Raw genomic sequence first — 14,257 nt, 5'->3', positions numbered from 1 at the left:
AAATTCAGCGTCGCACAACGAGCGACGACGCGCCGCGGAATGACGAGAACCTGCAGGGCAGGCCCGGGTCGCCGGGGCGACGATTTGAGAGCGCGGGCCGCTCACTGATAGAGTTGGCGGTCGCGTGCCTCGGCACGTCCAACAACTTTTTCGCAGCATTCACACATTCGAGAGAAACAGGTTTGCCCCGTGGCGAATATCAAGTCGCAGATCAAGCGCAACCGGCAGAACGAGCTGGCTCGCGAGCGCAACAAGTCCGTGCGCTCGGCCCTCAAGACCGCCGTACGCCGCTTCGAGGAGGCCGTGACGGCCGGCAACACCGACGACGCCAAGAAGCTCGCCGGCGAGGCCACCAAGAAGCTCGACAAGGCTGCCTCCAAGAAGGTCATCCACAAGAACCAGGCGGCCAACCGCAAGTCGGCCATCGCCAAGAAGGCCGCGTCTCTCTGACGTACGCCACGAACTGAGCCGCCCCTCGGGGCGGCTTTTTTCATGCCCGCGCGCGCCTGCCCCACACCGACAGGCGGCGCATGAGCCATTCCAACGGCCCTTTGCCGATGAACCGCTGCCACAAGGTCGCCGCCAGGCAGAGCACGACGACCTGGACCAGCCAGTCGCGATAGCTCCCCTCGCTCCAGCGACCGTCGTGCTCGGCGCTGTAGTCCACTCGCAGACGCCAGGCCCACAGGACGTGGATCGTGTAGAGCGTGAGCGTCATTGCTCCGGCGGCCCGGATCGGCGTGAGGATGATGCGCGACCACGGCAATCTCAGAGCGAGGGCGCACAGGCCGACGACGAGGACAGCGGACCCGATCGCGCTGATCACGTTGAGTGGCGTCGAGGTGTGCGAGCCGACGATCAGGAGGTCGTGCCAGCGCCCGGTCTCGAACGGCCAGAAGCGTTCGGCGAACAACAGCCGCCAGCCGAGGTCGCCATCGCCACCGACTGCGTCGGTACGGATGAAGAACCACCCGGCGAGCAGGGTCACCGTGACCAGAGCCGCGCCGTCAGCCACGACCCGCCGGGCAACGGCCGTGCGCCGAAGGTCGAGCCGACCCATCGCGAGGCCGACGAGGACATATGCGAACCACACCCAGGCCGGATAGGTCCCCCACACGGCAAGCTCCATCAACAGGTCGAAGGGGTGCTTGAGGTCGGACCACTCGGCCTGCCCGGTCTCAACGGGCGCGTGGGCGATGCGGGCCCACAGCAGCACGACCGGCGCGGCGATCGCCCAGACCGCAGCCAGGATCAGCAGCACACGCGTCGACAGCCGGCGGAACGGGAGCGCCACCACGATCAGTACACCGTAGAAGGCCAGGATGATGAGCACCGGCATGTCGTGGAGCGATCCGAGCCCGAGGCCCAGCGCGATCAGGAGAACGGCACGGATCAGGGTGGCGCGGGTCGAGCCCGCTCCGCGCGGGTCACGGTCGTGGACGAGCGTGAGGGCGACACCTGCCAGCATTGCGAACAGCGGTGCGGCTCGGCCGCCTGCCACGACGTGCCCGATCGGTGGGTTGCGCTCGATCCAGTGGGGTCCGACGTGCACGAGCATCATGCCGATCAGCGCGATCCCCCGGGCAAGGTCGACAGCCTCGACCCGTCCAGCGCGCGACGTCATCGACACCTGGGATGAGCTGTCGACCTGTGTCATGGGTGCTTAGTGCCGGCGGCGGGCCGCGGCCACCTGCAGGACCATGCGCTCGATTGCGTACGCCGGGTCGGCCGAGCCGCCCTTGACGTCGAGATCGGCCTGCGCCACCGCTCCGAGTGCATGCGCCAGGCCGTCCGGCTCCCAGGACCGCAGCTGCTGGCGCATCGACCGGATCTTGAACGGCGGTGCGCCGATGTGGGCGGCCAGGTCGTTGTCGCGCATCCCGTCGGGAGCGCTGGCGAGCTTGGCCAGCGAGCGCAGCCCGCTCGCGAACGCGCTGGTGATGAGGACGGGAGCGACCTTGGCGGTCTCGGCCCAGCGCGCCGCCTCGAGCGCGACGTTGATGCGACCGTCGATCGCGGCGTCGGCGATCTCATAGCCGCGGACGTCGGCGCGCCCGCCGAAGTACTGGCGCACGAGGGAGGCGCTGATCTCGGCGCCCTTCTCGAGGTTGGACACCAGCTGGTCGGCCGCCCCGGCCAGGGCCCGGAGGTCCTGCCCGACGGCGGCAACCAGCAGCGTCGCTGCCTCCTCGTCGATGCGGGCACCGAGGTCGCGGATCTCGGTGTAGACCCATCGCGCGTAGTCACGCTCGTACTTGGGCTGCTCGAGCTTGACCTCGCTGACGGTGCTCATCTTGCGCAGCTTGTCGAGCAGGCCCTTGGCCTTGGTGCCGCCGCCGTGGACCAGGACCACGGCGATGTCGGGTGACGTGTCGCCGGCGTAGGCCAGCAGCTCGGCCTGGGCCACGTCAGGGAGGTCCTGGAGCTCCGTCAGCACGAGGGCGCTGACGTCGCTGAACAACGAAGGACTGGTCAGTCCGGCCAGCTCGCCGGGCTGGAGGCCCGACGCGGTCGCCTCGGCGACCTGGCACTCGGGGTGCTCGGCGGTGACCGCCTTGACGGCCCGGGCCCGCGTGCGGTCGGCGAGGAACTCGGCGTTGCCCGTGATGAGGAGGATCTTGCCGAATGCCGTGGCCACGGACTCAGCGTAGCCATCCGTCGCGACAAACAGGCGCCCGGTGCGCTTCACGAAGTGATGCCAAGATTTTGCTGGTTTTTCCACGCATTCGACGCAGGTATGCAACGCTTTTCGTGCTGGGTACCAAGGGGTGTGGGAGCCGGCGCCACTCCCAGGGAAAGACCAATCCGTGCACCAGCGTTCCCGCACCATCCTTCTCGTCACCGCTCTGATCGCGAGCGTGATCGCGGTCGTCGCGCAACCGGCAAGCGCCGTCACGGCGAGCGTCACGATCATCACCAATGCTGCGAAGGATGGAACCGACACCCTCAACTACGAGGGGACTGCGACGAGCGCGGGCACCACCAAGTACATCGACGTGACGATCCCGGCCGGGACCGGCGGCCATGTCACCTCCGTCAACGGGACCGTGAAGACGGTGGCGACCGGTGTGCTCCGCTGGACCCCCAGCACCACCGTCAAGGTGGTCGTGGGCACCCGCTACAAGATTCCGATGTACGGGTTGGACCTGCCCGCCACGGGCGCGCCCTGGAAGCTCTCGTTCAAGGCTGTGTCGACGGGCGGTACGACCCTGTCGTACGGCTCGGTGTACACGGCACCGGTGACCGTCACCGCGACCAACCCGATCCCCGGGCAGAAGACGAACCTGACCTACAAGACGAAGGCGACTCGCGCGGGCAAGGTCGCCAAGATCCAGCTCTACATCCCGCCCGGTTCGTACGGCAAGCCCACCACCACAGGCGGCACCCTGACCGGGTCGGGCGCGTACCTCAACTGGACCCCGACCTCGCCCATCAGCGTGGCGACCGGTAGCAACCTCACCGCCTCGATGAGCAACCTCGGGCTCTCGGTCTACGGCGGTCGCATCATCCTGCCGATGGTGGCTCTCGCCAGCGACGGCACCGTCCTGGCGAGGGGCTCAGGTCTCCTGCCGATGATCGCCCCGCCGGCGGTCATGGACCCGATCCCGAACACGCCCATCGCAGCGCCAGCGGCACCGTGTCCGGGCACCTGGCCGACCGTGCCTGAGGAGAATGCCCAGGCCGGCACCACGGCGTGGACCATCGCCAGCTCGGCGACGTCGGCAACGATGTCGGCCTTCCTCTCGAGGACGTCCGCCACGTGTGGCGAGACCGTTGACCTCAAGGTCGACAACGACTCCGCGAAGAAGGTCTCGGTCATCGCCTACCGCATGGGCTACTACGGCGGCGACGGCGCGCGCGAGATCTGGCGCCAGGACCACGTGTCGACGGTCAATCAGCCGGCGTCCACCATCGGAGGCTTCGACGACAAGGGCCACGCGCTCTACATGGTCTCGGCCGCGAACTGGTCGAAGACGATCAGCATTCCGATCGACGAGACGTTCGTGCCCGGCACCTACCTCATCAAGGTGAGTGACGGCACGTATGCGACGTACGCACCGCTGACCGTCCGCGATGACACTGGCACGAAGCACGACATCCTCCTGCAGCAGGCCACGACGACCTGGTCGGCATACAACGACTGGGGTGGCCGCGGCTTCTACTCGAGTGTCAATGCGTCGGGCCGCCTGAGCTACAACCGGCCGTACATCTCCGGTCAGGGCTCCGGGCAGTTCCTCCCGCTCGAGCAGGGCATGGTGTTCTGGCTCGAGGCGCAGGGCGTCGACGTGACCTACTGGACCGACGAGGACCTCGACGAGTTCGGCGGGCAGGTCCAGGACCGGGCCAACAACCTCATGCTTCCCGCCCACGACGAGTACTACTCCCCCAACATGCGTGGTGCGGTGAGCCAGACCATCGGCAATGGTGTGAATGTCGCCAGCATGGGCGCCAACACCGCGTACCGCGAGATCGCCTACACCGGGGGCTCCGACCGGCGCACCTGGGACGCCGACCACTGGACGTCTCCTGACGCCACATGGCGGTTCCGCGGCGACGCCTACGCGTCCCAGCCGCTGCTCGGCGCAGAGTACGTCTGCCCGCTCACGGGTGACACGCTCACGACGACAGGGAGCTCCTGGCTCTTCGACGGCATCCCCACCGGGACCAAGATTCCTGGCTTCATCGCCGGCGAGATGGACTGGCTGAATCCTGACCTCTACCAGCATCCCGGGATCGAGACGCTCTACTCCGGCGTCGGGGACTGCCGCGGGGCCCGGCCCATCTCAGCCATGACGATCACCGCCTTCACGGCACCGTCAGGAGCCCACGTCTTCAACGCATCGGTCTTCACCTTCGGCTGCTACCTCAACGGTCAGTGCTCGTCGGACTGGACCGTTCCGGCACCGCCCCAGTCCTCGCAGGACGTGGTGCACATCATGATGCAGAACGTGCTGGACTGGCTCGCGCCCACCGCGAACGCCACCATCCAGCTGGCGACGGCGACGAAGACGGCTCCGATCTCCAAGGCCAAGCCGCCCCACATGCCGGTGGCGGTGGAGCCGCCCGGCTTCGGGTTCGAGAAGCCGAATCAGAAGAAGCTGGTGCTGCCCTGACCCTGTGACGCGGCGTGCCGATCGACGCCGGTCTCCCCGAGGTCGGGGAAGCTGCCGTCGGTCAGCGGCACGTGCACGTGGGTCGGACCGAGCAGCTCGGAGTAGAGGTCGTGGAGGGCCCGCTCCGACGCCTGCCACGAGTACTGCTCTCGCAGCTGTGGACGGCGTACGCGATCGCGGTAGTGCTCCAGGTCGCCGAGGACCGTCTGGACCGCGCGTGACAGGTCGGCCGAGTCCTCCGTGATGTGCACGGCGCCGATGTCCTCCTCGCGGACGAACCGGTCCTGCGCGGTGCAGTCGCTGACGACGACCGGCAGTCCCGAGTGGATGTACTCGAAGAGCTTGTTGGTCAGAGCGACGTCGTGACTGGGAAAGCGCCGGATCGGGATGAGCCCCACGTCGGCGCTTGCCAGGTGGTCCACGACGGTGTGGGCGGGAACGGGCGGGAGGATGTGGACCCGGTCGGCGACCCCGAGCTCCTCGGCCCGGCGTCGGAGCTCGTCGCTGATCGGTGCCGCGAAGGTCGTCGACACGATCGCGAGGTGGCATCCGGGAAGTGCCGGCATCGCCTCGACTGCCGTGTCGACACCGCGGGCGTGCGTCACGACCCCGCTGTAGACGAGGAGCGGCACCTCCGGACCGATCCCGACAGCCGAACGCAAGCCGTCGATGCGTGCTTCCGGCGGTTCGGACGACTCCCACGGCGCGTTGAGGACCACCTCGACGCGTGGAACGGCGGGATAGCGCGATGCCAGCTCCTGGGCGAGCACGGGGCTGACCGTGACGATGGCATCCGCCCTGGGGGCGACCTCCTGCTCGAGGTTGAGCCACCCGGCCCGCTCGGTGGCATCACGGCGTCCGTAGAGGGAAAGACCGGCAATGAACTCGTGCGCGTCATAGAGCCACACCGGGCGACGCGCTCCCGCCGCCTCGAGCTGGTCGGCCGCTGCCGAGGCCGCGGCGATCGTGTGGATGTCGTGGGCATGGATGACGTCAGGAGCGAGAGCGACGATCTGCGGGGTCAGGGCCTCGAGGTAGTCCAGCGCGATCGGCACGGTGAGGCGCCACGGCAGGCTGGGTTCGGACTCGTCCGGCCCCGCGGGCGAAGCTGGCAGGGCGCTGGACTTCGTCTGCGCCGCGATGAAGCCCGCGACCCGCAACCACTGGAGCGCGACGATCTTGAGCATCTTGCGAGCGGCGCGCAGCGGCGCTGCCGGCGTCGATCGAGTGCCCCACTCGATGACGGCGGCGCGGCGCGCCTTGACGTTCGCGATGGCCACCTGACGCGGGGTCCGCGGTCGCGGGATCGGTTGCCTGCCACGCTTGTGATGCGTCCACGGAATCGGTACGCGGACGATGTCGCACCCGGCCATCCGTGCGGTCTCCAGCCCCTCGGGACCGTAGCCGACGATCGTCACGCGCAGGCCGAGGCGGGCGAGGGAGGCGGCCGTCTTCTTGACCCTCGTGTCCACCGCGATGTCGTTGCCGACGAGCATGACGACGTGGGCAGGTTGGGGCTGGTTGCTCATCCGCTGACGGACTCCTCGAGGTCGACATGCCGTGGCTACGGACACAGCGTAGTCATCGGGTCACGACCAGCAGGCGCCCGTCGCGCTCGACGATCGCGATGTCGCCATCGGTGTCGGTGCGCCACCAACGCATGCCCTGCTCGCGCAGGAGCGAGAGTGCCGCGGCGGCCGGGTGACCGTAGTCGTTGCCCTTCCCCGCGCTGATCGTCGCGAGCCGAGCACCCACGGCCTCGAAGAACTCCTTCGACTGCCGTGCGCTGCCGTGATGCGGCATCTTCAGCACGTCAGCGGCCAGATCGGGGTGCTCACGCAGGAGCCCCTCCTGGGCCTCGGGCTCGATGTCGCCGGCGAGCATCAGGCGTACGCCGCGGACCTCGGCAGCCAGGACGACGCTGGCGTTGTTGGCCGTCGACCCCTCGCCGCCCGCGGCCCGGATCGGCCCTGACGCCGAGGGCCACAGGACCTCGGCGGTGACATCGCCGACCGTGAACGACTCCCCCGGTGTCGTGACGTGCTGTGGGATCGCGGCACTGCCCGGCCCTCCGGTCGGTCCCACAGCGATCTGGTCGACCTGTCGCCCGTCGAGCACGCCGGTCCAGCCGTCGATGTGGTCAGCGTGTGCGTGCGTGAACACCATGAGGCGTACGCGATCGACCTGCAGCCGGTCGAGACACCGATCGACCAACGCCGGCTCCGGGCCGGCATCGACGACCACGGCGGACCCGTTCCCGGCGTCGAGCACGGTGGCATCGCCCTGGCCGACGTCACACGACACCATGACCCAGCCCGTCGGGGGCCAACCCGTCTCGGGCGGCCTCCAGACCGCGACCAGCAGTCCCGACGCCAGTCCGATGAACAGGACCGGCTTCGACGCGATCGCCAAGATCCCCGCGGTGACCACTGGGACGACGACGATCAGCCACTGCCACGGCGACCGCCATTCGAGCGCCGCCGCGTCGAGCGCCGCGGCCCGGTGGCCCACCGTCAGGATCCAGCTCGCGCACGCACCGGCGACGATTCCCGCCAGGTGGCTCAGCGGCACCGAGACGAGAGCCACGAGTCCACCGAGCAGGCCGGCCACGGTGGCCGGTGCGACGGCCGGCGCCGCCAGGAGGTTCGCCACGACCGCGACGAGGGAGATCTGCCCGGACAACGCGGCGATTGCCGGGGTGCAGACCAGCTGGGCGGCGATCGGGACGGCGATCGCCAGCGCGCACCAGCGCGGCATCCATCGTTCGAGCCGACGAGCGAACAGCGGCGCGAGCAGCAAGATCCCGGCAGTCGCCGTCGCCGACAGGATGAAGCCAGCCGACCGCGAAAGCCAAGGATCGAGGAACAGGAGTCCCACCACCGCCCACGCCAGCGCGCGAACGCCTCCGCGCGCCCCGAAGCCGAGTGCCGCGACACCCACGGCACCCATCGCTGCTGCCCGCACCACACTGGGGTCGGGCCGGGCGAGCAGCACGAACGCGACGATCGAGACCGCGCCGAGGACCCAGAGCCCTTTCCGGCGAATGCCGGCGGCCCGTCCGACTGCCATCACGACAGCCAGCACGATCGTCAGGTTGGTGCCCGAGACCGCCATCAGGTGGGTGAGCCCGCTGCGGCGGAAGTCCTCCTCGACCTTGTCGCTGACACGTCCGTCATCCCCGTCCACGAGCGCCGGCACGAGGGCACGCGGCTCATCACCCACGGGCGACACCGACTGGCGTACGCCCTCCCGCACGCGCTCCGACGCCTCCCACCACCACGTCGCCCGGTCGGCAGGTCCCCGTCGGACGACATCGATCACGGCTGCCTCGTCCGAGGCGTCCGACGGCGCGAGCCGGCCGGTCGCGGTGAACCGACGGCCGACGACGAGGCCTTCCGCATCGCCGTCCAGGAAGGCCGTGGCATGGTCGCGCGTCCTGATGTCGGCATCGCGGCTGACCGCACGGCGTACGAGCACCTCGACGACGACGGACTCGTGACCGTGGTGCGTGAACGTCTTGGCGTCGCGGCGTACCTCCAGATCGAGGGTCGCCAGTCGGCGCTGCTCGGCCAGCTCGGTGAGCGGTGAGTGCTCGATCGTGGCGAGTCGCCAAGCACACGACGCCGAGATCGCGACGAGGCACACCGCCGTGAGGAGCCACACGAGCCTGCCGCGCGGCTGCCACCGGGTGAGCGCAGCCGCACCGATGACTGCAGCGATCGCCACGACGACCGAGACGTACGAGCTCCGGGTGACCAACAGCGCCGCCGCGCTCCAGGCCACGAGTGCCGGCGGCACCATGCGCAGGTCGTGCATCAGACCGAGACGTGGTCGCGGAGCTCAGCCAGCGTCGCGTCGCCGATGCCCTTGACGTCGAGCAGGTCCTCGACGGAGCCGAATCGGCCGTTCTCCTCCCTCCAGTCGAGGATCGCCTGGGCTGTCACCGGGCCGACTCCCGGCAACGTGTCGAGCTGCTCGGCGGTCGCGGTGTTGAGATTGACCTTGGCTCCGGCCGGCGATCCTGAGGAGTCGGCGGCTGCCCCGGCCGGTGCGCCGACCGGTTCGAGACCGACGAGGATCTGCTCGCCGTCGGTCAGCACGCGAGCCATGTTGAGGGACGCAATGTCGACTCGGCCCTTGAGGCCTCCGGCGGCCTCGATCGCCTGGTAGACGCGCGATCCCTTGGGCACCGTGACGATGCCTGGTTTGCGCACCTTGCCCACGACGTCGACGATCAGCTCGGCCGCCGGAGTCTTCGGTGACCCGGCGGGCGCACTCGACTCTCCAAAGGCCAGGGGCGCCGCCGGCTCACTGGTCTCGGGTCGGCCGGACAGCAGCCACCACACCAAGAGCACGGAAGAGGCGACGGCGATCGTCGCGAGCACCTTGACGTGCGGGATCTCGATGGTGCGGCGTACGCGGGCCGGGTCGGGCTCCTCGACGGGCGGCAGCTCTGCGTCGAACGAGGCGGCGAGCTGGGCCAGCCGGCGCCGCGCGATCTCCGCACGCGTCTCGTCGGGCTGGGTGGGAGGGCGCCGCTTCACACATCGACGCTAGGCAGGGCGGGTCACCCCTCGTCGTACTCACGTCGAAGGCTGTGGACGGCACCGAGCGGCGTACGTCCCGTGGAAAACCTCCCGTCCCCTGTTGGGCGGTGACTTAGGGCCCAGGATCTTCGCGCGCGTGGGCCCTAGCTCACCGCCCCGCATGGGACGTGGGCACTAACTCACCGCTCGACGCTGGGCGGGTCAGCAGCGGGGGGTGACGGTCACTGAGATCATGCCGGGGCCGACATGGGCACCGATCGAGGCACCGACCTCGTCGACGCCGATCGAGTCGAGTCCCAGCGCGGTGGCGAGACGCTCGGCGACGGCGGTGGCCACGGCCGGGCTGGCGAGGTGCTGGACGCCGATGTCGAAGCCCTTGTCGCACGCCTGCGCCTTCTCGACCGCCATCGCCTCGAGCCGGCCGAGCGCCTTGGCCTGCGTGCGTACGCGCTCGAGTGGCACGACCAGCCCGTCGGTGATCGTCAGGATCGGCTTGACCGCGAGGGCGGAACCGATCAGGGCCGCTGCAGCGCCGACGCGTCCGCCCCTCTTGAGGTACTCGAGCGTGTCGACGTACAGCAGAACTGTGGAGGACTCTCCGGCTCGGCGGGCCGCTTCGGCGACGCCGATCGCATCCTCGCCGGCGTCACGAGCGCTGGCCGCCCGGCCCGCCGCAAACCCCGTCGCGATGCCGACCTGGGTGGAGTCGATGCAGGTCACGGGCACCGAGGCCTGCTTGGACGCCAGGACAGCGGAGTCGAGCGTGCCGGACATCTTGGCGCTCAGGTGCACCGAGACGATCGCCTCGGCTCCCTCGGCGGCGAGGCGTTCGTACACGGCGAGGAAGTCGTCAGGTGTCGGGCGCGAGGTGCTGACCGGCACGAACGCGGCCAGCGCCTCGGCGATCATGTCGGCCGTGACGTCAACGCCCTCGGTGTAGGTCTCGGCGCCGATGATGACCTGCAGCGGCACGACGGATATGCCCTCGCGCTCCGCATCGGCGGGCGACAGCGAGGACGTCGAGTCCGTGACGATCGCTACCCGGGTCATGAGCGAATGCTATCGGTGAAACCGACTCAGACGACGATGCTGACGAGCTTGGGTGCCCGCACGATGACCTTGCGGATCTCGCGACCGTCGATCGACCGTACGACGTTGGGCTCGGCCAGCGCGAGCGCGGTGAGCTCGTCGTCCGAGATGTCCGGGCTGACCTCGATCTTGCCGCGCACCTTGCCCAGCACCTGCACGACGCAGGTCACGGAGGCCGCCGCGAGGTGCGCCGGGTCGGCGACCGGGAACGGCTCGTGGGTCAGCGTCTCCGGATGACCGAGGCGGGACCACAGCTCCTCGCCCAGGTGCGGCGCCAGCGGGGCCAGCATGAGCACGAGCGGCTCGAGCGCTGCGCGGCTGCGCACACCCTCCTTGGTCAGGTGGTTCGTCAGCTCGATCAGCTTGGCGACGGCGGTGTTGAACCGCATCTCCTCCATGTCGCCGCGCACGCCATCGATCGTGACGTTGAGGACGTGCAGCGTCGCGGCGTCCAGCTCGGCGTCGTCCGCGAGCAGCTCGCCGGAGTCCTCATCGACGAGCAGTCGCCACACGCGCTGCAGGAACCGCTGGGCACCCACGACCGCGCGGGTCTCCCACGGGCGCGACACGTCCATGGGACCCATCGACATCTCGTACACCCGGAGCGTGTCCGCACCGTACATCTCGTACATCTCGTCGGGCGTCACCGCGTTCTTGAGGCTCTTGCCCATCTTGCCGAACTCGCGAGTGACCTGCTCGCCGCCGAACCAGTACGTCTTGACGCCGGCGTCGTCGATGCGCTCCTCGACCTGAGCGGCCTCGACGTAGACACCGCGGGCATCCGTGAAGGCGTCGGCCTGGATGTAGCCCTGGTTGAACAGCTTGTGGAACGGCTCCTCGCTCGACACGTGGCCGAGGTCGAACAGCACCTTGTGCCAGAACCGGGCGTAGAGCAGGTGCAGCACGGCGTGCTCGACCCCACCGACGTAGAGGTCGACGCCGCCGGTGTCCCCCGGCTTGCGGGGTCCGAGCCAGTAACGCTCGTTCTCGGGGTCGACGAGCTTGTCGCTGTTGTGGGGGTCGGCGTAGCGCAGCTCGTACCACGACGATCCGGCCCAGTTGGGCATCGTGTTGGTCTCGCGCCGGTAGGTCCTGGGGCCGTCACCGAGGTCGAGCTCGACGTTGACCCACTCGGGCACGCGCGCCAGCGGCGGCTCCGGATTGCTGCCCGCGTCGTCAGGCTCGTAGGTCTTGGGCGAGTAGTCCGGCACTTCCGGGAGCTCGACCGGCAGCATCGAGTCGGGAAGCGCGATCGGCTGGTCGAACTCGTCATAGACGATCGGGAAGGGCTCGCCCCAGTAGCGCTGGCGGCTGAACAGCCAATCACGCAGCCGGTAGGTCGTGGTGCCCTCGCCCGCGCCGTGCTCCTGCAACCACGTGATGGCTGCGGCCTTGGCGTCGTCGATCTCCAAACCGTCGAGGCTGAGTCCATCGTTGGAGGAGTTGATGACCACGCCACGGCCACTGTAGGCGCCGCCCTCGAACCCTTCCGGCGGCTGGACCGTGTGGATGATCGGCAGCCCGTACGCCTCCGCGAACTCGTGATCGCGGGCGTCACCACCGGGCACCGCCATGATCGCGCCGGTGCCGTAGCCCGTGAGGACGTAGTCGGCGATGAACACCGGGATCTTGGCGTCGTTGACCGGGTTGAGCGCGTACGCGCCCGTGAAGACCCCGGTCTTCTCCTTGTTCTCCTGGCGCTCGATGTCGGTCTTGGCCGCGGCCATCGCCCGGTATGCCGCGATGGCGGCGATGGGGGTCTCGGCGCCGTTGGTCCACAGGCGCGGCGTGTCCTCGGGCCACGCGTCGGCGACGAGGTGGTCGACGAGCTCGTGCTCGGGCGCCAGCACCATGTAGGTCGTCCCGAAGATCGTGTCGGGGCGTGTGGTGAACACGTCGATCGGGGTGGCGAGGCCCACGACGGGAAAGCTGATGCGGGCGCCGTGGGAGCGGCCGATCCAGTTGCGCTGCATGTTCTTGACCGAGTCCGGCCAGTCCATGCGCTCGAGATCATCGATCAGGCGGTCCGAGTAGGCCGTGATCCGCATCTTCCACTGACGGAGGTTGCGCGTGAAGACCGGGAAGTTGCCGCGCTCGCTGCGCCCCTCCGCGGTGACCTCCTCGTTGGCGAGCACCGTGCCGAGCCCCGGGCACCAGTTGACCGGGGACTCGTCGACGTACGCGAGCCGTACCGAGTCGATCAGGACGCTGCGCTCGATGGGCGTCAGGCCAGCCCAGGCCGTGCCGTCTGGCGCCAGGCGGGCCCCGGACTCGTACTCGGCGCGCAGCTCGCTGATCGGGCGTGCCCGGCCCTGCTCCTCGTCGTACCAGGACTCGAAGATCTGGACGAAGATCCACTGCGTCCAGCGCATGAAGTCGGGGTCGATCGTCGCGAAGCTGCGGCGCGGGTCGTGGGCAAGGCCGAGACGCCGGAGCTGCCGGCGCATGGTGGCGATGTTCGACTCGGTGTTGGTCCGCGGGTGCTCGCCGGTCTGGACCGCGTGGATCTCCGCAGGCAGCCCGAACGCGTCGTAGCCCAGGGCATGCAGGACGTTGTCGCCGCGCATCCGGCGATAACGGCCGACGACGTCCGTCGCGATGTAGCCCAGCGGGTGGCCGACGTGGAGGCCCGCACCCGAGGGGTACGGGAACATGTCCATGATGAAGTACTTGTCGCCCGTGATCTCGCCTGCGAGGTCGCCGGTCGGGTTGGGCGCCTCGAACGTGCCCTCGGCGTCCCAGCGATCCTGCCACCGCTGCTCGATCTCGCCCGCGAGCGCACTCGTGTAGCGGTAGGACGCAGGGGTCAGGTCAGGCGTGGTCACCGCCCGAATGTTACCGGTCGGGCGAGGTCTCCCAATTCGCGAGCCTCTCGAACTCCCGAAGTCGAGCATGTGGTCCTTGAGCTTGTCGAAAGGACCTGTGGAAATCTCTGGTGACGGCCGACGAAGAAACGTACTTGTCTGTCACTCATGGCCTACGTCTACATCCTTGCCGGGAGGCCCTCGATCGACTCCCCCAGCTTCCGCAAGAGGCCGGCCAGGGTCTCCCGCTCCGCCGCGCTCAGACCCGACAGCAGCCGCTCCTCGTTGGCGACGTGGTCGACCACCGCCTCGTCGACGATTCGCCTGCCCTCGGCCGTCAGGCGAATGACCCTCGCGCGCGCATCGACGTCGCTGACGCGACGCGTGACCAAGCCTGACCGCTCGAGCCGATCGACGCGCTTCGTGACGGCACCCGACGTCACCATCATCGACGCGCCGAGATCGCCCGGTGACAGCTCGAACGGCTCACCCGACCGGCGAAGCGTCGCCAGCACGTCGAACTCACCGTCGCCAAGCCCTCGCGAGGTGAACACGGGTGCCAGCAACGGGTCGAGGTCGGCGGCGAGTCGGGAGATCCGGCCGATGACCTGCATCGGGCTGGCGTCGATGTCGGGTCGTTCGGCTTTCCACTGCGCAACGATCATGTCCACGGTGTCCATGCTTGCATATTATCTTCCCCGGA

Annotated in this window: 10 protein-coding genes; 2 read left to right on the top strand and 8 right to left on the bottom strand. The window is 68.9% G+C overall.

From position 1 onward, the window contains the following. Window positions 1-189: 189 nt before the first annotated feature. A complete protein-coding gene (gene rpsT / locus AC1DVU_RS09420) occupies window positions 190-450 on the top strand; it encodes a 30S ribosomal protein S20 (protein WP_056212949.1) in 261 nt (86 codons plus the stop codon). A 40-nt stretch (window positions 451-490) separates the two neighbouring features. On the opposite strand, the gene AC1DVU_RS09415 is transcribed toward rpsT, so the two are convergent. Together AC1DVU_RS09415 and holA are read right to left on the bottom strand one after the other, a co-directional pair. Beyond that, the gene (locus tag AC1DVU_RS09415; protein ID WP_476922174.1) at window positions 491-1,657 is read right to left on the bottom strand and encodes a DUF418 domain-containing protein; all 1,167 of its coding nucleotides are present in this window, start codon (window positions 1,655-1,657) and stop codon (window positions 491-493) included. Between the two features lie 6 nt (window positions 1,658-1,663). Then, window positions 1,664-2,638 (bottom strand): DNA polymerase III subunit delta, encoded by a 975-nt coding sequence (gene holA / locus AC1DVU_RS09410; RefSeq protein ID WP_476922173.1) that lies wholly within the window; start codon window positions 2,636-2,638, stop codon window positions 1,664-1,666. 169 nt (window positions 2,639-2,807) lie between these two features. Here holA and AC1DVU_RS09405 point away from each other — a divergent pair, with 169 nt between their 5' ends. Next, a complete protein-coding gene (locus AC1DVU_RS09405) occupies window positions 2,808-5,114 on the top strand; it encodes a N,N-dimethylformamidase beta subunit family domain-containing protein (RefSeq protein ID WP_476922172.1) in 2,307 nt (768 codons plus the stop codon). Here the strand turns inward: AC1DVU_RS09405 and AC1DVU_RS09400 are convergent. The 6 genes from AC1DVU_RS09400 to AC1DVU_RS09375 form a co-directional block, all read right to left on the bottom strand. Beyond that, window positions 5,090-6,643 (bottom strand): glycosyltransferase family 4 protein, encoded by a 1,554-nt coding sequence (locus AC1DVU_RS09400; RefSeq protein ID WP_476922171.1) that lies wholly within the window; start codon window positions 6,641-6,643, stop codon window positions 5,090-5,092. The genes AC1DVU_RS09405 and AC1DVU_RS09400 overlap by 25 nt on opposite strands. A gap of 52 nt (window positions 6,644-6,695) precedes the next feature. Further along, window positions 6,696-8,930, bottom strand: a complete 2,235-nt coding sequence (locus tag AC1DVU_RS09395; RefSeq protein WP_476922170.1) for a DNA internalization-related competence protein ComEC/Rec2 — start codon at window positions 8,928-8,930, stop codon at window positions 6,696-6,698. Then, the gene (locus AC1DVU_RS09390; protein ID WP_476922169.1) at window positions 8,930-9,658 is read right to left on the bottom strand and encodes a helix-hairpin-helix domain-containing protein; all 729 of its coding nucleotides are present in this window, start codon (window positions 9,656-9,658) and stop codon (window positions 8,930-8,932) included. The genes AC1DVU_RS09395 and AC1DVU_RS09390 overlap by 1 nt, the downstream gene beginning before the upstream one ends. Window positions 9,659-9,862: 204 nt before the next feature. Next, the gene (locus AC1DVU_RS09385; RefSeq protein WP_476922168.1) at window positions 9,863-10,711 is read right to left on the bottom strand and encodes a DegV family protein; all 849 of its coding nucleotides are present in this window, start codon (window positions 10,709-10,711) and stop codon (window positions 9,863-9,865) included. 26 nt (window positions 10,712-10,737) lie between these two features. Continuing rightward, complete coding sequence (gene leuS / locus AC1DVU_RS09380) at window positions 10,738-13,575, bottom strand: leucine--tRNA ligase (protein WP_476922167.1); 2,838 nt, start codon at window positions 13,573-13,575, stop codon at window positions 10,738-10,740. A 158-nt stretch (window positions 13,576-13,733) separates the two neighbouring features. Then, window positions 13,734-14,234, bottom strand: a complete 501-nt coding sequence (locus AC1DVU_RS09375) for a MarR family winged helix-turn-helix transcriptional regulator (protein WP_476922166.1) — start codon at window positions 14,232-14,234, stop codon at window positions 13,734-13,736. Window positions 14,235-14,257: the final 23 nt, after the last annotated feature.

Source organism: Aeromicrobium sp. P2_G6 (genome assembly GCF_056403535.1).
This window is presented reverse-complemented; position numbering and strand designations above follow the sequence as displayed.